This is a genomic window from Chromobacterium indicum (assembly GCF_039708975.1).
Taxonomy (GTDB): Bacteria; Pseudomonadota; Gammaproteobacteria; order Burkholderiales; family Chromobacteriaceae; genus Chromobacterium; species Chromobacterium piscinae.
The window spans coordinates 251,627-272,691 of record NZ_JAYFSJ010000001.1; the positions used below are offsets into that span (position 1 = coordinate 251,627).

16 protein-coding genes are annotated in these 21,065 nt (G+C 65.4%); 13 read left to right on the forward strand and 3 right to left on the reverse strand.

Features of this window, described 5'->3' with window-relative positions; translation table 11 throughout:
- The first annotated feature begins 275 nt into the window (after window positions 1-275).
- The 5 genes from VA599_RS01345 to VA599_RS01365 all read left to right on the forward strand — a co-directional run bounded on the left by VA599_RS01345 (window position 276) and on the right by VA599_RS01365 (window position 10,475).
- Window positions 276-1,877 carry an NAD(P)/FAD-dependent oxidoreductase gene (locus VA599_RS01345; RefSeq protein WP_104947091.1) on the forward strand — a complete coding sequence of 534 codons (1,602 nt, stop codon included), beginning with the start codon at window positions 276-278 and terminating at the stop codon, window positions 1,875-1,877.
- A gap of 137 nt (window positions 1,878-2,014) precedes the next feature.
- Window positions 2,015-3,580, forward strand: coding sequence for an alkaline phosphatase D family protein (locus VA599_RS01350; RefSeq protein WP_346787411.1), 1,566 nt, complete (start codon window positions 2,015-2,017; stop codon window positions 3,578-3,580).
- 252 nt (window positions 3,581-3,832) lie between these two features.
- On the forward strand, window positions 3,833-7,291 hold the full coding sequence (locus VA599_RS01355; protein ID WP_346787412.1) for an alpha/beta fold hydrolase: 3,459 nt from the start codon (window positions 3,833-3,835) through the stop codon (window positions 7,289-7,291).
- A 75-nt stretch (window positions 7,292-7,366) separates the two neighbouring features.
- The gene (locus VA599_RS01360; RefSeq protein WP_346787413.1) at window positions 7,367-9,253 is read left to right on the forward strand and encodes a c-type cytochrome; all 1,887 of its coding nucleotides are present in this window, start codon (window positions 7,367-7,369) and stop codon (window positions 9,251-9,253) included.
- Between the two features lie 34 nt (window positions 9,254-9,287).
- Window positions 9,288-10,475, forward strand: coding sequence for a metallophosphoesterase family protein (locus VA599_RS01365; RefSeq protein WP_346787414.1), 1,188 nt, complete (start codon window positions 9,288-9,290; stop codon window positions 10,473-10,475).
- Between the two features lie 13 nt (window positions 10,476-10,488).
- On the opposite strand, the gene VA599_RS01370 is transcribed toward VA599_RS01365, so the two are convergent.
- Window positions 10,489-10,995: a GAF domain-containing protein gene (locus VA599_RS01370; protein ID WP_021477834.1), complete on the reverse strand. Its 507-nt coding sequence runs from the start codon at window positions 10,993-10,995 to the stop codon at window positions 10,489-10,491.
- A gap of 201 nt (window positions 10,996-11,196) precedes the next feature.
- On the opposite strand from VA599_RS01370, the gene VA599_RS01375 reads away from it, so the two are divergent.
- Both VA599_RS01375 and VA599_RS01380 read left to right on the forward strand, forming a co-directional pair.
- Entirely contained in the window at window positions 11,197-11,328 is a 132-nt protein-coding gene (locus tag VA599_RS01375) for a hypothetical protein (protein ID WP_260799464.1), read from the forward strand.
- Between the two features lie 182 nt (window positions 11,329-11,510).
- A complete protein-coding gene (locus VA599_RS01380; RefSeq protein WP_346787415.1) occupies window positions 11,511-12,503 on the forward strand; it encodes a CgnE/CgnB domain-containing protein in 993 nt (330 codons plus the stop codon).
- On the opposite strand, the gene VA599_RS01385 is transcribed toward VA599_RS01380, so the two are convergent.
- Window positions 12,500-12,769 carry a hypothetical protein gene (locus VA599_RS01385; protein ID WP_346787416.1) on the reverse strand — a complete coding sequence of 90 codons (270 nt, stop codon included), beginning with the start codon at window positions 12,767-12,769 and terminating at the stop codon, window positions 12,500-12,502. The two genes, VA599_RS01380 and VA599_RS01385, sit on opposite strands and share 4 nt — an antisense overlap.
- A gap of 94 nt (window positions 12,770-12,863) precedes the next feature.
- Window positions 12,864-13,193, reverse strand: a complete 330-nt coding sequence (locus VA599_RS01390) for a hypothetical protein (protein WP_070978225.1) — start codon at window positions 13,191-13,193, stop codon at window positions 12,864-12,866.
- A gap of 274 nt (window positions 13,194-13,467) precedes the next feature.
- Between VA599_RS01390 and VA599_RS01395 the strand changes: the two genes are divergently transcribed.
- From VA599_RS01395 to nirD, 6 genes are all read left to right on the forward strand, one after another.
- On the forward strand, window positions 13,468-14,970 hold the full coding sequence (locus VA599_RS01395; protein ID WP_346787417.1) for an alanine/glycine:cation symporter family protein: 1,503 nt from the start codon (window positions 13,468-13,470) through the stop codon (window positions 14,968-14,970).
- Between the two features lie 100 nt (window positions 14,971-15,070).
- Window positions 15,071-15,661, forward strand: a complete 591-nt coding sequence (locus tag VA599_RS01400; protein WP_166440603.1) for an ANTAR domain-containing protein — start codon at window positions 15,071-15,073, stop codon at window positions 15,659-15,661.
- Between the two features lie 9 nt (window positions 15,662-15,670).
- On the forward strand, window positions 15,671-16,777 hold the full coding sequence (locus VA599_RS01405; protein ID WP_346787418.1) for a CmpA/NrtA family ABC transporter substrate-binding protein: 1,107 nt from the start codon (window positions 15,671-15,673) through the stop codon (window positions 16,775-16,777).
- A gap of 287 nt (window positions 16,778-17,064) precedes the next feature.
- Window positions 17,065-18,267, forward strand: a complete 1,203-nt coding sequence (locus tag VA599_RS01410; protein WP_346787419.1) for an MFS transporter — start codon at window positions 17,065-17,067, stop codon at window positions 18,265-18,267.
- Window positions 18,268-18,277: 10 nt separating this feature from the next.
- A complete protein-coding gene (gene nirB / locus VA599_RS01415; RefSeq protein ID WP_346787420.1) occupies window positions 18,278-20,734 on the forward strand; it encodes a nitrite reductase large subunit NirB in 2,457 nt (818 codons plus the stop codon).
- An 11-nt stretch (window positions 20,735-20,745) separates the two neighbouring features.
- Window positions 20,746-21,060 carry a nitrite reductase small subunit NirD gene (nirD, locus tag VA599_RS01420; protein WP_166440600.1) on the forward strand — a complete coding sequence of 105 codons (315 nt, stop codon included), beginning with the start codon at window positions 20,746-20,748 and terminating at the stop codon, window positions 21,058-21,060.
- Window positions 21,061-21,065 lie beyond the last annotated feature (5 nt).

Genomic DNA, 21,065 nt, shown 5'->3' on the forward strand with positions numbered 1-21,065 from the left:
GGAAGAGTCGAAAACAGGAGCAGTCCCGATAACTTGCAACTTTAAAGCCCTGCTCGCGCTGTCTGGAACGGCGCGGCAGAAGGTTCCGTCAGCCTGATGGTGGAGGACGGCAGGCGTGGCGAGAAAGGCCATGCCGGTGGCGAATGCCACAGTACGCTATAGCCAACGCGCGGGGGGATTGCAATCAGCGGCTTGACCATTGTCGTGCCTGGGCGCGTGGTTTGCCGCTACAATGGCGCCTCGTTGAATAGACACCAACCTGTTACTGGATTTTTATGTTGCGCATTTCCGAACTCAAGCTGCCGCTGGACCATACTCCTGAGGAGCTGGCCGACGCCGTCGCCGGCTTTTTGAAAGCGCCGGCGGACGACGTTCGCGGCTTCACCGTGTTCAAACGCAGTTACGACGCCCGCAAGGGCGTGATGAGCCTGGTCTACATCATCGACGTGGATGTGGCTAATGAGGACAAGCTGTTCGCCCGTTTCAAGGGCGACCGCCGGGTGATGCCCACCCCGGACACCAATTATTACTATGTCGGCCAGGCGCCGGCGGAGCTGAAGCAGCGTCCGGTGGTGGTGGGCTTTGGCCCCTGCGGCATTTTCGCGGCGCTGATCCTGGCCCAGATGGGTTTCAAGCCCATCGTGCTGGAACGCGGCAAGGAAGTGCGCCAGCGCACCAAGGACACCTGGGGCCTGTGGCGCAAGAGCGAGCTGAATACCGAGTCCAATGTGCAGTATGGCGAGGGCGGCGCCGGCACCTTCTCAGACGGCAAGCTGTACAGCCAGATCAAGGACCCGCGCCATCTGGGCCGCAAGGTGTTGACCGAGTTCGTCAAGGCCGGCGCGCCGGAGGAAATCCTCTACCTGGCCCGTCCGCACATCGGCACTTTCCGCTTGGTCTCCATGGTGGAGAACATGCGCGCCGAGATCATTGAACTGGGCGGCGAAATCCGCTTCGAGCAGCGCGTGGACGACCTGATTCTGGACGGCGACCGCGTGCGCGGCGTCAAGCTGGCTGACGGCGGCGAGGTGCTGAGCGACCACGTGGTGCTGGCGCTGGGCCACAGCGCGCGCGACACCTTCCAGATGCTGGAGAAGCGCGGCGTCTACATGGAGGCCAAGCCGTTCTCGGTAGGCGTCCGCATCGAACATCCGCAATCGCTGATCGATGCGGCGCGCTGGGGCAAGTACGCCGGCCATCCGCTATTGGGAGCGGCGGACTACAAGCTGGTGCACCACGCCGGCAACGGCCGCGCGGTGTACAGCTTCTGCATGTGCCCGGGCGGCACCGTGGTGGCGGCCACTTCGGAAGAAAAGCGCGTGGTCACCAACGGCATGAGCCAGTATTCGCGCAACGAGCGCAACGCCAACTCCGGCTTCGTGGTCAGCATTTCGCCCGAGGTCGACTACCCGGGCGGCCCGCTGGCCGGCCTGGACTTCCAGCGCGAGCTGGAAAGCAAAGCATATGAATTGGGCGGCGGCGATTATTTCGCGCCGGCGCAGTTGCTGGGCGACTTCATGGCCGGCAAGGCATCCACCCAGCTGGGCAGCGTCGAGCCGTCGTACAAGCCGGGCGTGACCATGACCGATCTCGCGCGCATCCTGCCCGACTTCTGCGTGGAGGCGATGCGCGAGGCGATTCCGCACTTCGCCCGCCAGATCCGCGGCTACGATCTGCACGACGCGGTGCTGACCGGCCTGGAAACCCGCACCAGTTCGCCGCTGCGCATCACCCGCGGCGATGATGGCCAGAGCCTGAACGTCAAAGGCCTGTTCCCGGCGGGCGAGGGCGCGGGCTACGCCGGCGGTATTCTGTCGGCGGGCGTGGACGGCATCAAGGTGGCGGAGGCGGTGGCCAAGGCCATGCTGGGCCGATAAGACGTTTATCGTTCATGAACCGCCGCGGCCCGTCAGCCGCGGCGGTTTTTATTTGTCCATACACATAATGTTCATCCAGGCGTCAAACGTCTGGCATCCGGCCTTGGCAGGATGCCGGTTTCGCTCGGGAGAACAAAATGGATAGACGGAATTTCATCAAGACCGCGCTGGCGGGCAGCGGCGGCCTGCTGTTGGGGCCGGCCGCCCAGGCCGCGCCGGCGCTGATCACGCCGGACCGGCTGCGTCCGCAGGCAAGCTCCGGCATCCAGATCGGCGATGTGGGCGCGGACCGGGCGATAGTCTGGGCGCGAGCGGATCGCACGGCGCGCATGCTGGTGGAGTGGGATGTCAGCGAGCGCTTTGCCAATCCCAGGAAGCTGCGCGGGCCGTGGGCCACCGAGGCTGCCGATTTCACCACCCGCATCGATCTGAGCGGCTTGCCGGCCGGCGAGCAGCTGTTCGTCCGCGTGCGCTACGAAGACGCCGCTTTGCCGCGGGCGCTGTCCGAGCCGCTGCTGGGCCGTTTCCGCACGGTATCGAGGCAGCCGCGCGACTTGCGCTTCGTCTGGTCCGGCGACACCGCCGGCCAGGGCTTCGGCATCAACCCGGACTGGGGCGGCATGCGCATCTATGAAACCATGCGCCGGCAACAGCCCGACTTCTTCGTCCACTGCGGCGATACCATCTACGCCGACGGTCCGATGGCCGCCGAAATGACGGTGGAAGAGGGGAAAATATGGCGCAACCTGGTGACGCCCGAGGTAAGCAAGGTGGCGGAGACGCTGGACGAGTACCGCGGCCGTTATCGCTACAACCTGATGGACCACAATGTGCGGCGCTTTGCCGCCGAGGTGCCGCAGATCTGGCAGTGGGACGACCACGAGGTGGTCAACAACTGGTCGGATAGCAAGAATCTGGCCGACGATGCCCGCTACCGCGAAAAGAGCATAGGCGTGCTGCAGGCCCGCGCCACGCGCGCCTTCATGGAGTACGCGCCGCTGCGCCATTACGGCGACCGCGAAAGCGAGCGGGTGTACCGCCATTTACCGCAGGGGCCGCTGCTGGACGTGTTCGTGGTGGACATGCGCAGCTACCGCGACGCCAACGGCGCCAATCTGCAGGCCGAGGGCGAGCCGGGCGGCAGCTTCATGGGCCGCGAGCAGCTGCGATGGTTGCTGGAGGGGCTGAAGTCGTCGCGCGCGGTCTGGAAGGCGGTGATGGCGGACATGCCGCTGGCGCTGCAGGTGGGCGACGGCAAGAACGCCGACGGCAGCCCGCGCTGGGAAGCGATGGCCAATGGCGACCATGGACAGCCGCGCGGGCGCGAACTGGAGCTGGCCTGGCTGCTGGGTGAGATCAAGCGTCATGATATCCGCAACGTGGTCTGGTTCACCGCCGACGTCCATTACACCGCCGCCCACCACTACCATCCGGAACGGGCGGCATTCGCCGACTTCAATCCGTTCTGGGAGTTCGTATCAGGCCCGCTCAACGCCGGCACCTTCGGACCGAACGCGCTGGACATGACTTTCGGCCCCAAGGTCGTATACCAGAAAGCCCCGCCCGCGCAGAACGCCTCGCCGCTGGCCGGGATGCAGTTCTTCGGCCAGGTGGACATCGATGCCCGCAGCCGGGCGATGACGGTGAGGCTGAAGGATGTGGCCGGGCAGACCCTGTTCTCGCAGGAGTTGCCGCCGGCCTGATCATCGCAGGCGCCGCCGGCGGGTTCTCGCCGGCGGCCATCCCGTAACGATATGTCTCGGCAAGCAAAGCTTAATGGCGGCATTGACAGGGGCATTGTTCTGATCTAGATAAAATCATGATGTCACAATGACAATACCGCCGGTTTCACTTTGCATCGATGACCGGCATCCGCGTCCGCAGCGATGCCTGCGCCGCGCCTTCTGCAATGGTATTCGTGGCCTGACTGTTCGATCCTGTCCGGGAGAAAGTCAATGGTGCGAATCGCGTCCCCCATCAGTGAAATCAAGGAACGTTACGAGGTTGTGGTGATCGGCTCCGGCTATGGCGGCGGCATCGCCGCGTCGCGGATGGCGCGGGCAGGCCGTTCCGTCTGTCTGCTGGAGCGGGGACGGGAGATCATTCCCGGCGAGTACCCCGACACGCTGGCGGAAGCGACCGAGGAATTCCAGGTCCACCACCCGGATGGCCACCTCGGCTCCCGCACCGGCCTTTACGATTTGCACGTCAACGCGCAGCAGAACGTGATCGTCGGCTGCGGCCTGGGCGGCACTTCGCTGATCAATGCCAACGTCTCGCTGCAGCCGGAGCCTCAGGTGTTCGAGGACCCGCGCTGGCCGGAGGGCGTGCGCGACCATGTCGACACGCTGCTGAAGGAGGGCTACGCGCGGGCGCAGCAGATGCTGAAGCCCACGCCCTACCCGGAAGCCGCGCCCACGCTGCCCAAGCTGCAGGCCAACCAGAAGTCCGGCGAGCGCATCCAGGCCAAGCATGTCTTCTACCGGCCGCCGATCAATGTGACTTTCGAAAAGCTGCCGAACGATCTCAACCATGTCGGCGTCGAGCAGAAACCCTGTAATTATTGCGGCGACTGCGTGTCCGGCTGCAACAACCACGCCAAGAACACCACGCTGATGAACTATCTGCCGGACGCCTGCAATCACGGCGCGGAGATTTTCTGCCAGGCGTCGGTACGCTACCTGGAGCGGGATGGCGATGGCTGGATCATCCATTTCCAGTACGTGGGCACCGGACGCGAGAAATTCGACGCGCCGACGCTGTTCGTCAAGGCGGACATCGTCATCCTGTCCGCTGGCACGCTGGGCTCCACTGAAATCCTGCTGCGCTCCCGCGCCGAGGGCCTGCCGCTGTCCGACCAGCTGGGCCAGCACATGAGCGGCAACGGCGACATCCTCGGCTTCGGCTACAACAACGGCGACAAGATCAACGGCATCGGCTTCGGCACGCACTCGGCCAAGGAAGTCGGCCCGGTCGGCCCCTGTATCACCTCCATCATCGACATGCGCGACGAGAGCGGCTGGCGCCGGCGCATGGTGATAGAAGAGGGCTCCATTCCCGGCGCCATCGGCGGGGTGATGGTGCCGGCGATGGCCGCGGCGTCGGCCGAGCTGGGCCAGCCTTCGGAAACCGGCGCGCTGGCCAGGATCAAGTATGCGGCGCGGGAGGTGGAGAGCGCGCTGCGCGGGCCTTACCACGGCGCGATGAACCGGCTGCAGACCTATCTGATCATGAGCCACGACGACGGCGCCGGCCGGATGGTGCTGGACGACCACGATCAGTTGCGGCTGGATTGGCCTGATGTGGGCGAGCAGCCCAACTTCAAGATCGGCAACGACAGGCTGCAGGAGGCCACCCGGGCATTGGGCGGCATCTATGTGCGCAATCCGATCTGGACCGATCTGTTCAAGCACAGCCTGATCACCGTGCACCCGCTGGGCGGCTGCGTGATGGGCGAGGACGCCGGCCAGGGCGTGGTCAACCACAAGGGCCAGGCGTTTTGCGGAACGAGCGGGCGCGATGTCTATCCCGGCTTGTATGTGACCGACGGCTCGGTGATTCCCACCTCGCTGGCGGTGAACCCGCTGTTCACCATCTCGGCGGTCAGCGAGCGGGCGATGGCGCTGCTGGCGGCGGACCGCGGCTGGAAGATCGACTACACGCTGCCATCGGCGCCGAGCCGCGCGCCGCAGCCTCAGCCGGACAAGCCCGGCATCGAATTCACCGAGACGATGAAGGGCTTTTTCTCCACCGCCCACCGCCAGCCGGCGGGAACCGATCTGGCCGTATACGAGGCGGCGGCCCAGGCCGGCCGGGACGCCGGTTCGACCATGGGCTTTACCGTCACGGTGGCGTCCGACGATCTGGACCGGTTGATTTCCGACCCCAGCCATCCAGCCACCATTGTCGGCACGCTGAACGCGCCGGCCTTGTCGGCGCTGCCGCTGACAGTCAGCCATGGCGTGTTCAACCTGTTCGAGGAATATCCGCAGCAGGTGGGCGAGCGCCACATGAATTACAAGATGCGCTTGAGCGCCGAGGATGGGTCTGAGTACTTCTTCAGCGCGTTCAAGTCGGTGCCCAGCGATCACGGCCCGCTCAAGATTTGGGCCGATACCAGCACCTTGTACGTGACGGTATACAAGGGCGTGGACGATGGCGGCGAGGTAGCCGGCAGCGGGGTGCTGCACATCGAGCCGGCGGACTTCGCGCGGCAGATGACCACGATGAAGGTGCTCAACGTCTCCAGCGAGGCGGAGCGGCTGAAACAGCTGGCGCGCTTCGGCGAATATTTCGCCGGCGTGCTGTGGGAGAGCTATGGCGGCGTGCTGGCGCCCAATGTCTACTTCAATCCGGACGCGCCGCCGCGCAAGAAGCGTCCGCTCAACGCCGGCGCGCCCGAGGTGGCGTTCTTCCCGACCGACGACGGCGTCAATCTGCGGCTCACGCGCTACAACGGCGGCGGCAAGGGACCGGTGATGCTGGTGCATGGCCTGGGCGTGGGGTCGAACATCTTCTCCACCGACACCATCTCCACCAATCTGCTGGAGTACCTGTACCAGCACGGCTACGACGTGTGGCTGCTGGACTTCCGCGTCAGCATCCTGCTGGAAGCCAGCAAGCAGCAGTGGGATGGCGACCAGGTGGCGCGCTACGACTATCCGGCGGCGATCCGGCGGATACGCGAAGCCACCGGCGCGGCCGACGTGCAGTGCGTGGTGCACTGCTACGGCGCCACCACCTTCTTCATGTCCATGCTGGCCGGGCTGGAAGGGGTGAGGTCGGTGGTGTGCTCGCAGATCGCCGCCGACATCGTGGTGCCGGCCGCCACCCAGGTGAAGACCGGTCTGCATCTGCCGACGGTGCTGGACAAGCTGGGCGTGCAATCGCTGACCGCTTACACCGCGTCCGACTCCAACTGGTTCGAGAAGCTGTACGACACCGCGCTGAAGGGCTATGCGCTGGCGGAGGCGCAGGGCTATTGCAACAACCCGGTCTGCCACCGCATCACCTTCATGTACGCGCCGCTGTACCGTCACGAAACCCTGAACGAGACGCTGCACGACAATCTGCACGAGCTGTTCGGGGTGGCGAACATGCGCACCATGGAGCATCTGGCGCGGATGTGCCGCGAGGGACGGCTGGTGTCCTTCGACGGCGACGACATCTACATGCCGCACTTCGACCGGTTGCAAATGCCCATTCTGTTCATCAGCGGCGAGCAGAACGAGTGCTACCTGCCGGAGAGCACCGAGCGCACGTACGACAAGCTGGTGCAGCGTTTCGGGCCGGAGCGTTACAGCCGGCTGGTGGTGCCGGGCTACGGCCACATCGACTGCATGTTCGGCAAGAACGCGGCGGCCGATGTTTACCCGGCCATCGTCGCCCATCTGGACAAGACCGCAGGCGGCTGAGGCGAAAGCGCCGGGGCCGCTGTCCGGTCCCGGCCGCGCCTGGCCATTCGACGCCGTCTTCACAAGGACCTTCCCATGGACAAGACTCGTTGCGCGGAATGTGGCTTGCGCTGGTTCCAGCGCTTCATCTGGATCGGCATCGCCATCAATATGGTGTTCGCCATCCCGGCGCTGTTCTGGCCGGATTTCCTGAACAGCAGCTTCGGCCTGCCCGGCCAGGCGGTGTACCCGTGGCTGCAGAACGCCGGCATGCTGCTGGTGGGTGTCAGCCTGTTTTACGCGCCGGCCGGCGTCAACGCCGCGCGCTATCCGGTGTATTCCTGGCTGTGCGTGCTGTCCCGGCTGATCGCGGTGGTGTTCTGGATCTACCTGATCCAGACCTCCGGCTATCCGGACGCCTTCAAGCCCTTGCTGTATTCCGACGCCGCGATGTTCGCGATCCTGGGCGCGCTGCTGTATGTCGGCCTGCCGGCGGAGCAGCGGCCGTGGCCATTGATCCGCGCCGGCCTGTGCGGCTTGTGGCGTTGCCTGGCCAAGTGCTTTTCCGGCGTCCGCCGCAAGATCGCCATTGTCGTGGTGCTGGTGTTGGCCTTCATCGGCTATGAGGCCTGGGCCAATCTGCTGCGCGAAGTGCCGCAGCCGCCGCTGGCGTCCGACGTGGACCACTTCAAGTACGCGGCGATAGGCCTGGGGCCGGATGCGCGCATTCCCTTGTACGTGTTCTCGGTGCTGCCGCAGGTGTGCGCGCAGCGCATGCCCAAGCTGGGCACAGGCTGGCAGGCTTTCGGCTTCATCTATGAGGGCGGGCATGACCTGCCGATCGGCCTGGCCAAGCGCCAGATCGGCTATCCGTCGGTGGAGCCCAATTGCGCGCTGTGCCACACCGGCATGTACCGCAAGAGCGCCGACGACGTGCCGGTGCCGGTGCCGACCGCGCCGGCTGCGCTGCTGGATCTGGAGTCGTTCCAGTGGTTCCTGTACGACTGCGCCGGCGATCCGGACTTCAACGCCAAGGTGATCGACGCCATCGAGCAGCATTACGAGCTGGGGCCGATAGAGAAGCTGTTCTACCGGTTTTTGATCGTGCCGGCCACGCGCCAGGCCTTCCTGAAACAGAAGCAGCAGTATGCGTGGCAAAAGCTGCGGCCGCAGCAGGGGCCGGGCCGCACCGACACCTTCAACCCTACCAAGATGGTGGTATTCGGTTTCCCGGACGACTCCACCATCGGCACGGTAGACCTGCCGCAGATCTGGAACCAGATGCCGCGCGAGTCGCTGTACCTGCACTGGGACGGCAACAACAACGACATCAAGGAGCGCAACTACGCGGCGGCGATGGCGGTGGGCGCGACCCCGCAGTCGGTGCTGCCGGCCGAGTTCAAGCGCGTGACCGACTGGCTGCTGACGCATCAGCCGCCCAAGTGGCCGTTCGGTGGACTGGACCAGGTGCGCGCGCATCGCGGCCAGGCGCTGTGGGAGAAGAATTGCGCCAGCTGCCACGATTTCGGCAAGGCCGATACCGGCCAGGTGACCGTGGGGCTGGACGAACTGGGCACTGACCCCTACCGCGTCAACTCCTTCACCGTGGGCCTGGTGGACAAGTTCCACGAATTCAAGAAGCCGCCGTTCGATTTCGGCGCCTACCGCAAGACGCAGAGCTACAGCAACACGCCGACCGACGGCATCTGGCTGCGCGCGCCGTATCTGCACAACGGCTCGGTGCCGACGCTGTGGGACCTGCTGCAGAAGCCCGACAAGCGGCCCAAGGTGTTCTACCGCGGCTCCAGCGTGTTCGACACCCGCAACGTCGGCTTCCTTTCTGCCGGGCCTGAGGTCAAGGGCGGGGGCTACTTCAAGTTCGATACCCGCTTGCCGGGCAACCACAACACTGGCCACGAGTACGGAATTGGTTTGTCCGACAGCGAGAAGTGGGACCTGATCGAGTACATGAAAATCTTGTGAGCCGGAATGGCTGGATAGCGAACGGAGGCGGAACATGAGCATGTTCGACGATTGGCGCAAACGAGTAGAGGATGATCTCGTCGGCGCACAGCAAGCACTGCAGCAGAAGCAGCAACTGCTCGAGCGGCTGAAGCAGGTGCACCAGCAGGCGCTGGACCTGATAGACAGCGGCTCCACCGTGCCGGTGGACATTCCCTGGGAGTTTGCCCATGGTTTGTCCATCCTGGAGGGCGTGGTGGATGGCAGGCATTTGCCATCCACCGAGGAGGAGCTGCCCACTCGGGTGATGGACGACGGCACCTTGCTGGGCTGTCGCAAATGGGAGCTGTTGGACCCGCAATGGGGCGAGGCGCTGGTGGAGTGGTTCGAGCATTTGCTGAATCGGGCGCCCTGGGCGGCCAAGCCCAACCATATCGCCATGCTTGACAATGCCAGTTTCAACATCGCCGGCGACTGGGGAACAGGCGAGTACATCGCCGCCAAGGTGGCCAAGGCGATGAGCGCGATGCCTGCCGACTATACGGTGCACCTTGGCGATGTTTACTACGCCGGCTCCAGTCCGGATGAGCTGCGCGACTTCGCCTCCTGGCCGGCCGGGACGCGCGGCCAGTTCACGCTGAACTCCAACCATGAGATGTACAACGGCGCCTTCGGCTACTTCCAGGAATTGGGTTTGCGCTTTCCCCTTCAGCAGGGGACCAGCTACTTCAGTTTGTACAACCAGAATTGGCTGATTATTGGGCTGGACACCGCTTACTGGTCGGAGAAGTTCAATCTTTACATGGACGGCGCGCTGGGCGACGCGCAAACCGCGTGGCTGAAAGAGGTGACGGCTGGCTGGCAGGGTAAGATTCTGCTGCTGTCTCACCACCAGGGTTATGCCATGGATGGCTCTACCAAGACGCCGCTGTACCAGGAGGTAGCCGCCGCGCTGGGCCGCGACCCGGATTACTGGTACTGGGGCCATCTGCACAACGTCATATGCTACCAGCCGCAGGGCAAGCTGCTGGCCCGCTGCGTCGGCCACGGCGCGATTCCGTACGGGCCGGCCAAGGCTCTGGACGGCAAGCCGCAGGTGGCGTGGGCGGAGACGCGCTCCGCCGACGACTGCCAGTATCCGGAGCGGGTGCTGAACGGTTTCGTGAGACTGGAGTTGAATGGCGACGCGCTGACGGAAACCTTCTACGACGAAAACGGCTACCAGAGGTGGCCCGAGCATTAGTCGGCGAAGAGGGTCAGCCGGGCTCGCTGACGGCGCGGCTGCCTTCTATTTCCAGCACCACGGTATGGGCCAGCGTTTTCAGATGCCTTTTCTCCTCTCCGGCCAGGCGCTTGGGTTTGGAGTCGATCAGGCACAGCGTGCCGATGGCGTGGCCGGACGACAGTTTCAGCGGCGCTCCGGCGTAGAAGCGGATATTGGGATCGCCGAGCACCAGCGGATTGTCGGAGAAGCGGTTGTCGTCGCTGGCGTCGGGTATTTCCAAGATGTCGTCGCCGAGGATGGCGTGTCCGCAGAAGCTGATGTCGCGCGGGGTTTCGCTCGCGTCCAGCCCGCAGTGCGACTTGAACCACTGGCGATTGCTGTCCACCAGGCTGATCAGCGCGATCTTGACTGCGAAGCGGGAGCGGCAGTAGGCGGTGATCGCGTCGTAGCGTTCTTCCGGATCGGTATCCAGAATGAGCAACTCTTGCAGCACCCGGACGCGTTCAGCCTCGTTGGTGGGAATGCCAGGAGATTGCATGGGGGCCTCTTGGAATGAGGAATGATTTTCATTATAGGCCGTGACGTCAGGCTGTTAATGCTATTTTTGATGTCATTTTTAATGTTGATAGCATGATTAATACTAAGTGGGATTAGAACTTGCATGAATTCAATGCGTCTGTAATTTTGTTAGGGCATTTGCTCTAACGCCGCGAATTTTCCAACGACAAAGGAGATGCAGATGAACGATCAAATCCAAACCGCGGATATCGAGCTGGATGCCTGGTTCCAGGAAGAAACCTTCGCCGAAGCGGTGGAGATGATGCAGGACAAGGCCGTAGTGCCGTTCGGCACCGCGTTGTGGCCGGTCTGATGGGGCATTAGCCGAATCCATGTCTGACAACGGGGCCCTGGCGGCCTCGTTTTTTAGATCCGCCAACAAAAAACGGATCCTGGGCCGCGCCTCCTTGTCACACGACTGGCACCGCCCGTGCCGGCGCGTTTTGGCTCAGAGACTCCGCGAAGTTTTGTCAGCGGTTCTTGGGAGAAAGCTGAATGCGCATCACCACCGAAGAGCAGGCGCGTAGCGTCCGCAATATGTACGCCTGCCTGGCGCTGCATCCGGCGGCCAGGGACAAGGCGGCCTCGGGAGAGGCCATCCGCCTGTTGCTGGGATTCGACGCATATCACGGCGAAGTCGCCGCGGACATCGCTGAAGGCGCCGGCGAGGCCATCGCCGCGGACATCCGTTTGGCCGAGCTGGAGAACGGGAGCGCGGACGCGCTGGCGGCCGCGATCGAACAATGCGATGTCTTCATTTTCCTGTACCGCTCGTCCACGTTGCCGTCTATCGATCCGCGCGGGCCGGTCTTCCTGTTGCCGATCAAGCAAGCGATGCAGTCTCATTGGAAGAAATCCATCTTGTTCAAGGACTACGGGCCGCATTTTTACGAGGCGTTCTCCGAGCCGCGGGCGCGGATGGCCGAGCGTAACCGCGGCCTGATCGCGCTGGCGGAGCAAGCCGGGCGGGTAGTGTTCGAACAGGCGGGAGGCGGGTACTTGAGCGGCTCCATCGGCCCGGACCAGTCCTGGACCTCGATAGACGGCGACGGCAATGTCGATCTCGTCCCAGGAGAGATCGCCACTTCCATCGCCGATCTGCAGGGCGAGGTGCGCTTCAGCGGCGCTTTTCTCAGCACGATACCGTTCGCCGTCAAATACGGCGTGGTCCGCGATTTCGCTACCTTGCGCATCCGGGATAGCCGAGTGGCGGACTTCAGCTGCGGCGACGCTCGTTTCTCGGCGGATTTCGACAAATACCTGAGCGCCAACGCCGGCAACGCCGCGGTGGCGGAGTTCGGCATCGGCACCAACTGCGGCGTGAAGGGACTGTATGGGCTGAACGCCGGCTTCGAGGAGCGCCATCCTGGGCTGCACTTGGGCCTGGGCGGCGGCGAGCTGGGCAGCCACCACCTGGACCTGATCTTTTCGGGTGGCCGGCTGCGCTTCGACGACAAGGTGTTTTTCGACGGCGGGTTCTTGATCTAGCTGAACACCGCGCTGAAATCGTCTGGGATGTTAAAGCGATATTCCCCGTCCACCAGCACGAAATAGCAACTCCGTTGGTTTGCCGCCTGGTCCGCGTCGGTGTCCAGCACATCGCCGGGAACCGGTATGGTGTCGAAGACGATCACGCCGGAGTTGACGGTCTGGCCGGGCGGCACGTCGAAGGCGTGGCCAGGCGCGTCGGGCACGACGCGAATGGTGACGGCGGTGTTGTTGGTGATCGGGCAGTTGTTAAGAGCGAGCGGCATGGCGGCCTCCTGCGAGCGTTCCGGCGCGGGAGCCGCGCCAGCATGCCGATAGGTACGATCGCCGGGGCGGGGCGTGAAGCCCCGTCTGCCATTCTCAGCCCGGGTCCAGCCGGCAGGCCTTGCCGGTGCCGGCGAAGCCGCCGTACAGCTTCATCTGGTCCGGCGTCTTGCGGGAAATGAAGAAGCTGTCCGGCAGCGATTTGCCGGCCAGCGGCTTGGGCCAGGTCAGCAGGCCTTTCTCGTCCATATATCCCTTGAAGCTCTCGCCGCCGCGGAACACTTCCACCGTCTGGGTGCGGCGGTCGAAGCTGAACCGAATCTGATCGTCGCAGTGGTAGCTGGCCTGGATGCGTTGCGGCGGCTGGCAGCCGCTCAGCGCGGCCAGCAGCAGGCAGGCGGCGGACAGACGGAAGAGGGTGGGCATGGCTTGAAACTTTCTACAGGGAGAACCGGGGGCACACTATACCATGCGCGGGCATGGCGTTCCGGCCTGGGGCCGCCGCGCCGCCGCCGGTCTTGCTGGTGGATTGCCTGAGCGGGCGTGATGTTATTTATTTAGGGTATTTACTTTATTTTTACAGTAAACCATCTGGAAACATTCAGGCATTGACCATTATCTTGCGGGTTCCGGTCGGACAATCGGCAGCAGGAATATAAAAACACGCCGATTGCATACCTTCGCTTACAAAGGAGAACCCATGGAGGAGTTGGTCAACGCCATCAATGGCGTGGTCTGGAGCCCGGCGCTGATTTATCTGTGTCTGGGCGTGGGCCTGTATTTTTCGTTGCGCACCCGTTTTCTGCAACTGAGGCATTTCAAGGAGATGCTGCGCCTGATGTTCAACCGCCAGAGCAGCAGCGCCGGCGTGTCGTCGTTCCAGGCGCTGGCGATGACGCTGGCGGGGCGGGTGGGCACCGGCAATATCGCCGGGGTGGCCACCGCCATCACCTTCGGCGGGCCGGGCGCGATGTTCTGGATGTGGCTGGTGGCCTTTCTCGGCGCCAGCTCCGCCTTCATCGAATCCACGCTGGGCCAGGTGTACAAGGAGAAGATAGACGGCCAGTACCGCGGCGGCCCGGCGTTCTACATCGAGAAGGGGCTGGGCATGAAGTGGTATGCCTGGCTGTTCGCCATCACCACGGTGGTGGCCACCGGCGTGCTGCTGCCCGGCATCCAGGCCAATTCCATCGCCAATTCGATGCAGTCGGCCTTTGGCATTGCGCCCACCGTCACCGCGGCGCTGCTGGCCATCATGCTGGGCTTCATCATTTTCGGCGGCGTCAAGCGCATCGCGGTGTTCGCCGGCGCGGTGGTGCCCTTCATGGCCTTGGGCTACATCATCGTCGCCTGCGTGGTGATCGCGCTGAATATCGAGCAGCTGCCGGGCGTGCTGGCGCTGATCTTCAAGAGCGCTTTCGGCATGGAGGCCGGCATGGGCGCGGTGCTGGGCTTCGCCATCCAGTGGGGCGTGAAGCGCGGCATCTATTCCAACGAGGCCGGCCAGGGCACCGGTCCGCACGCCTCCAGCGCCGCGGTGGTCAGCCATCCGGCCAAGCAGGGCCTGGTGCAGGCGTTCTCGGTCTACATCGACACCCTGTTCGTCTGCTCCGCCACGGCTTTCATGCTGCTGATCACCGGCCAGTACAATGTGCAGGGGCCGGACGGCGCGGCGCTGTACACCGGCATCGCCGGCGTGGCTGCCGGTCCGGGTTATGTGCAGACCGCGATGGAAAGCATCATGCCGGGCTTCGGCTCGGTGTTTGTCGCGCTGGCGCTGTTCTTCTTCGCCTTCACCACCATCATCGCCTACTACTACATCGCCGAGACCAACATCGCCTTCATCAACCGCAAGGCGGGGCGGCCGTGGCTGGTGTTCGCGCTGAAGGTGGGCCTGATGGCGGCCACCGTCTACGGCACGGTGAAGACCGCCGATCTGGCCTGGGGCCTGGGCGATATCGGCGTCGGCCTGATGGCCTGGCTGAACATCATCGCCATCATCCTGATGCAGAAGCCGGCGCTGGCCTGCCTGCGCGATTACGAGGCGCAGAAGGCGCAAGGCATGGACCCAGTGTTCCATCCGGAAAAGCTGGGCATCGCCAACGCCGCCTACTGGGCAGGCCGCCGCGCCGAGAGCAATCTGGACGAGGAGCCGAGCGGCCCGCCGCCAGGCGGCAAGCCGGAACCGGCCAAAGCCGGTTGATTCACGCGACGCCCGCTCACGCGGGCGTTTTTGCATCGTTCCGGCAATCGGGCATGGGGTTTGCTTTTACTTCCCGCAGACCCATTCTTTGAATGAGACCATGGACCCGTCCGCTCCCTTGAGGCTGTTGCTGGTCAACGATACCGACCGGCCGATGCGGCAGCTGCGCGACGCCTTCGCCGACGCCGGCTACCTGGTCATCGCCCAGGCCGACGGCGCGGCCGAGCTGCTGCGGCTGGCGGAGTCGGAGCGGCCGGACATCATCATCGTCGATACCGAATCGCCGACGCGCGACACGCTGGAGCAGCTCGCGCTGATGGAGAGGTCCGCGCCGCGCCCGGTGGTGATGTTCGCCGAACACGGCGGGATGCCCGCCATCCAGGCCGCGGTGCGCGCCGGGGTCACCGCCTACATCGTCGATCACGTCTCCGCCGAGCGGCTGGCGCCCATCATCGACATGGCCAGGGTCAAGTTCGAGGAAGACGCCGCGCTGAAGCGCAAGCTGGCCGACATGGAGCGGCAGCTGGCGGAGCGCAAGCTGATCGAGCGGGCCAAGGGCATCCTGATGCGCCGGCGGCAGCTTGGCGAAGAAGAGGCTTACGCGCTGCTGCGCGGCCAGGCGATGAGGTCGGGCCTGCGCCTGGCCGACCTGGCTCTTCAACTGATCCACGCCAGCGAACTGCTGGATTGAGAGGCCGCGATGCATGCAGATTATCCCGAAGACAATAGCCTGGCGCGGGTCCGCGTCGGCTTCCTGCCGTTGACCGATTGCGCGCCGCTGGCGGTCGCCTGCCGGCTGGGGCTGGACAGCATGAACGGCCTGGCGCTGCAGCCGCTGCGGCAGCCATCCTGGGCGGCATTGCGCGACCGCCTGCTGGCCGGGCAGCTGGACGCCGCCCACGCGCTGCACGGCCTGGCCTGCGGCATGCAGCTGGGCCTGGGCGGACCGCAATGCGATATGACGGTGCTGATGACGCTGAACCGCAACGGCCAGGGCATCAGCCTGAGTCCGGGCCTGGCGGCGCAGCGGCGCGACGGCGCCAGCCTGGCCGACATCGCCCGCCGGTTGGGCCGCCCCTTGCGTTTGGCGCACACTTTTCCCGCCGGCACCCACGCGATGTGGCTGTATTACTGGCTGGCGGCCCAGGATGTGCATCCCTTGCGCGACGCGCGTTGCGTGGTCATCCCGCCGGCGCAGATGGGCGCGGCGATGCGGACGGGCGCGTTGGACGGCTATTGCGCGGGCCAGCCCTGGCACGCGGTTACGGAAGAGCAGGGCTGCGCCTGTCTGGTGGCCGACAGCGCGGCCATCTGGCCGGAGCATCCGGAAAAGGCGCTGATCTGCCGCCGCGAGCTGGCCGACCGGCAGCCCCAGCTGGCTTCGGCGCTGATCGAGACGATGCTGCTGGCCTGCCATTGGCTGGACCAGCCGGACAATCAGGAGCAGGCGGCGGCCTGGCTGGCGGAGGATGCCTGGCTGGGTGTGCCGGCGGAAACCATCCTGCGGCATTGGCGCGCGCATCCCTTGCAGGCCGCGCCGCTGCGCTTCTTCGACGAGGGGCGGGTCAACTTCCCCGATCCGGCCGATACGCTGTGGTTTCTGCGCCAATACCGCCGCTGGGGGCTGTGGCGGAGCGATGGCGACCGGGATATCGCCCAGGCGCTTTGCGGGACGGCGCTGTACCGCCAGGCGGCGGAGCGCTGCGGCGTCGCCTTGCCGGAATCCGGCCGGCGTCCCGCCCTGTTGATGGACGGGCAGGCGTGGCCGCCGCCCAAAACCGGTGCGGATTTGGCGGAAACGCACTGATGCGGTGCAGCAAAAACGGCGAAATCCGCTAAAGCCGGGTCTTTCAGGCTGGCACGCGATTTGCGTTCTTGATCCAGGACGGCGCAACGGCGCGCCGCCGGACACATTCGGGCAAACGCCAACGTAGGTGATTGCCACTAGGGACAACGGCGTCCTCTCCTGTTCAGATACGGAGAGGACGCCGTTTTGTTTTGACTATCTGCGCGCGGACTGAATCCGCCGTTCCTGCCGATGGCCTGGCCGCAAGCCGGCCGGGGGCGAGGGCGGGCCGCGCGCTGGGAGCGATCATGGACCGTAGCTTCTGGCAGTCCGGGCACCGGCCTACGCTGGCTTGCGCCTTTCTGTACTTCGACTTGAGCTTCATGGCCTGGTATCTGCTGGGGCCGTTGCAGGTGCCCATCGCCGCCGCGCTTGGGCTTTCCACCCAGCAACGCGGCCTGATGGTGGCCACGCCCATCCTGGCCGGCGCCTTGTTGCGGCCGCTGATGGGCGCGCTGGCGGACCGCATCGGCGCCAAGCGCGCCGGCCTGCTTGGCCAGATCGTCGTGATCGCCGCGTTGTTCGGCGGCTGGCTCGCCGACCTGTCCAGCTTAGGCGCGATGCTGGCGCTGGGCGCGCTGCTGGGCGTGGCCGGGGCTTCGTTCGCCGCCGCGCTGCCGTTGGCCTCGCGCTGGTATCCGCCGCAGCATCAGGGGGCAGCGATGGGCATCGCCGGGGCGGGCAATTCCGGCACCGTGCTGGCGGCCTTGTTCGCGCCGGCGCTGGCCATGGCTTACGGCTGGCAGAGCGTGTTCGGCCTGGCCTGCCTGCCGCTGTTGCTGACGCTATTGATTTTCGCCCTGTGCGCCAGGGAGGCGCCCGCCGCCGCGGCGCCGAAACGGTTGGCTGATTACCTGGCCGTGCTGAAGGAAAGGGACGCCTGGTGGTTCATGTTCTTCTACTCGATGACTTTCGGTGGGTTCTCCGGTTTCGCCGGCGCTTTGCCCGGCTATTTCCACGATCAATTCGGTTTCGACGCCAAAACCGCCGGCCTCTATACCGCCGCCTGCGTGTTTGCAGGCTCGGTGATGCGGCCCTTGGGCGGAATGCTGGCCGACAGGTTGGGCGGCACCCGTTCGCTGCTGGCGGTTTATCTGGCTTGCGCCTTGCTGATGGCCGCGGCCGCGCTCAATGCCGGCGGCGCGGGCGCGGCGCTGGCCCTGTTCGTGCTGGCCATGCTGTGCCTGGGCGCGGGCAACGGCGCGGTGTTCCAGCTGGTGCCGCAGCGCTTCGGCCGGGAGCTGGGCGTGATGACCGGCCTGGTGGGCATGGCCGGCGGCGTGGGGGGCTTCACCCTGGCGGCGGGCCTGGGCGCGGTCAAGCAGGCCAGCGGCGACTACGCGCCCGGCTTGTGGCTGTTCGCCGGCCTGTGCCTGCTGGCCTGGCTCAGCCTGGCCGGGGTGCAGCGGCACTGGCGCGACAACTGGGCGGCGGCGGCCGCCCGCGTGTGAGGAGACGGACATGGACATGGCCGAACTGAAAGTCCGGACCCGGCAGCGGCTGGTGGTGGTGGGCAACGGCATGGCCGGCATCCGCGCGGTGGAGGAGCTGCTGGCGCTGGCGCCGGATCTCTACGACATCACGGTGTTCGGCGCGGAACCGCACCCTAACTACAACCGCATCCTGTTGTCGCCGGTGCTGGCGGGGGAGCAGGCGTTCGGCGACATCGTGCTGAATCCGCAGGAGTGGTACGCGGAGCGGAGCATCGCGCTGCATATGGGCAAGCGCGTCAGCGCCATCGACCGGGCTCGGCGCGAGGTGGTGGCGGAAGACGGCGCCGTCGCCGGTTACGACAGGCTGCTGCTGGCCACCGGCTCCTCGCCGGTGATGCTGCCGATTCCGGGGCGCGAGCTGGATGGGGTGATCGGCTACCGCGACATCGCCGACACCGAGTACATGATGGAGGCCGCGGGCCAGAGGCGCGCCGCGGTGGTGATCGGCGGCGGCCTGCTGGGGTTGGAGGCCGCCAACGGCCTGAGGCTGCGCGGCATGGACGTCGCCGTCGTCCATCTGGCCGACTGGCTGCTGGAGCGCCAGCTGGACCGCCAGGCGGGCGAGCTGTTGCGCCGGGCGCTGGAGGCGCGCGGCATCCGTTTCCTGATGGGGCGGCAGACCGCCGCGTTGCTGGACGATGGCCAGGGCCGGGTGCGCGGCGTCCGCTTCAGCGATGGCGAGGAGATTCCGGCCGAGCTGGTGGTGATGGCGGTGGGCATCCGCCCCAACGCCGCATTGGCCGAGGCCGCTGGCCTGCATTGCAGCCGCGGCGTGGTGGTGGACGACACCTTGCAGACCTCGGACCCGCGCATCTACGCCGTCGGCGAGTGCGCCAGCCACCGCGGCGTGGCCTATGGGCTGGTGGCGCCGCTGTTCGAGCAGGCCAAGGTATGCGCCAACCACTTGGCGCGGCTGGGCGTGGCCCGCTATGGCGGCTCGGTGTCGTCCACCAAGTTGAAGGTGACGGGAATCGACCTGTTTTCCGCCGGCGACTTCATGGGCGGCGACGACTGCGAGGAGATCGTGCTGTCCGATCCGGCCGGCGGCGTCTACAAGAAGCTGGTGCTGCGCGGCGACAAGCTGGCCGGCGTCTGCCTGTACGGCGACACCAGCGACGGCGCCTGGTATTTCAAGCTGCTGCGCGAGGGCCGCAGCGTGGCCGATCTGCGCGACACGCTGATGTTCGGCGAAACGGCGATAGGCGACGTCGGCGTGCAGGGCCAGAGCCGCGCCGCGGCGATGAAGGACGAAGACGAGGTCTGTGGCTGCAACGGCGTGTGCAAGGGCGCCATCGTCAAGGCGATCCAGGACAAGGGCTTGTTCACGCTGGACGAGGTGAAGAAGCACACCAAGGCGGCCAGCTCCTGCGGCTCCTGCTCCGGGCTGGTCGAACAAATGCTGATGAGCGTGGTCGGCTCCGGCTTCCAGGAAACGCCCAAGACCAAGGCGGTGTGCGGCTGCACCGGCCACAGCCACGTCGAGCTGCGTCAGGCGATACGGGAGCACCATCTGCTGACCCACGCCGAAGTGTTCCATTTCCTGGAGTGGCGGACGCCCAACGGTTGCGCCAGCTGTCGGCCGGCGATCAACTACTATCTGCTGTCCACCTGGCCGCACGAGGCGGTGGATGACCCGCAAAGCCGCTTCATCAACGAGCGGGCGCACGCCAACATCCAGAAGGACGGCACCTTCTCGGTGATTCCGCAGATGAAGGGCGGCGTCACCACCGCCGACGAGCTGCGCCGCATCGCCGACGTCGCCGACAAATACCGGGTGAAGATGCTGAAGGTCACCGGTGGCCAGCGCATCGATCTATTGGGGATCAAGAAGGAAGACCTGGTCGATGTCTGGCGCGATCTGGGCATGAATTCCGGCCACGCCTACGGCAAATCCATCCGCACGGTGAAAACCTGCGTCGGCAGCGAGTTTTGCCGCTTCGGCACCCAGAACAGCACCCAGATGGGCATAGATCTGGAAACCATGCTGGCCAATATGTGGAGCCCGCACAAGGTGAAGCTGGCGGTGTCCGGCTGCCCGCGCAACTGTGCCGAGGCCGGCATCAAGGACGTGGGCGTGATCGCGGTGGAGTCCGGCTGGGAGCTGTACGTGGGCGGCAACGGCGGCATCAAGACCGAGGTGGCGCAGTTCCTGTGCAAGGTGAAGACGGCGGAGGAGGTGAAGGAATACGGCGGCGCCTTCCTGCAGCTGTACCGCGAGGAGGCTTACTACCTGGATCGCACCGTCCACTACATCGCCCGCGTCGGCCTGGATTACATCAAGGCGCGCGTGGTGGACGACGCCGACAACCGCCGCGCGCTGCATCAGCGGCTGCTGTTTTCCCTGCAGGGCCTGCCCGACCCTTGGGCGGCGCGCGTCGCCGGCGCGCAGAAGCGCGAGTTCATTCCCATCGCGGTCGAAGCCTGAGGAGAGTCGAGATGAGCATGGAAAACTGGACCAGAGTCTGCGCGCTGGACGACATCCCGCGGCAAGGCAGCCGCGTGTTGGCGCGGGAGGACGGCGACATTGCGCTGTTCCGCACCCACGACGACCAGGTGTTCGCGCTGCTGGACCGTTGCCCGCACAAGGGCGGCCCGCTCAGCCAGGGCATGGTGCATGGCCGCGCGGTGGCCTGTCCGCTGCACGGCTGGAACATAGACCTGGCCAGCGGCGAGGCGCTGGCGCCGGACGCCGGCTGCGCCCGCCGTTTTGCCGCCCGGCTGGAAAGCGGCGCGGTATGGCTGGCGTTGTAGCGGGG

Excerpts from the sequence above, each read along its gene's own strand:
- VA599_RS01345 (WP_104947091.1), top strand. The coding sequence starts at position 276 with ATGTTGCGCATTTCCGAACTCAAGCTGCCGCTGGACCATACTCCTGAG.
- VA599_RS01350 (WP_346787411.1), top strand. The coding sequence starts at position 2,015 with ATGGATAGACGGAATTTCATCAAGACCGCGCTGGCGGGCAGCGGCGGC.
- VA599_RS01355 (WP_346787412.1), top strand. The coding sequence starts at position 3,833 with ATGGTGCGAATCGCGTCCCCCATCAGTGAAATCAAGGAACGTTACGAG.
- VA599_RS01360 (WP_346787413.1), top strand. The coding sequence starts at position 7,367 with ATGGACAAGACTCGTTGCGCGGAATGTGGCTTGCGCTGGTTCCAGCGC.
- VA599_RS01365 (WP_346787414.1), top strand. The coding sequence starts at position 9,288 with ATGAGCATGTTCGACGATTGGCGCAAACGAGTAGAGGATGATCTCGTC.
- VA599_RS01370 (WP_021477834.1), bottom strand. The coding sequence starts at position 10,995 with ATGCAATCTCCTGGCATTCCCACCAACGAGGCTGAACGCGTCCGGGTG.
- VA599_RS01375 (WP_260799464.1), top strand. The coding sequence starts at position 11,197 with ATGAACGATCAAATCCAAACCGCGGATATCGAGCTGGATGCCTGGTTC.
- VA599_RS01380 (WP_346787415.1), top strand. The coding sequence starts at position 11,511 with ATGCGCATCACCACCGAAGAGCAGGCGCGTAGCGTCCGCAATATGTAC.
- VA599_RS01385 (WP_346787416.1), bottom strand. The coding sequence starts at position 12,769 with ATGCCGCTCGCTCTTAACAACTGCCCGATCACCAACAACACCGCCGTC.
- VA599_RS01390 (WP_070978225.1), bottom strand. The coding sequence starts at position 13,193 with ATGCCCACCCTCTTCCGTCTGTCCGCCGCCTGCCTGCTGCTGGCCGCG.
- VA599_RS01395 (WP_346787417.1), top strand. The coding sequence starts at position 13,468 with ATGGAGGAGTTGGTCAACGCCATCAATGGCGTGGTCTGGAGCCCGGCG.
- VA599_RS01400 (WP_166440603.1), top strand. The coding sequence starts at position 15,071 with ATGGACCCGTCCGCTCCCTTGAGGCTGTTGCTGGTCAACGATACCGAC.
- VA599_RS01405 (WP_346787418.1), top strand. The coding sequence starts at position 15,671 with ATGCATGCAGATTATCCCGAAGACAATAGCCTGGCGCGGGTCCGCGTC.
- VA599_RS01410 (WP_346787419.1), top strand. The coding sequence starts at position 17,065 with ATGGACCGTAGCTTCTGGCAGTCCGGGCACCGGCCTACGCTGGCTTGC.
- nirB (WP_346787420.1), top strand. The coding sequence starts at position 18,278 with ATGGACATGGCCGAACTGAAAGTCCGGACCCGGCAGCGGCTGGTGGTG.
- nirD (WP_166440600.1), top strand. The coding sequence starts at position 20,746 with ATGAGCATGGAAAACTGGACCAGAGTCTGCGCGCTGGACGACATCCCG.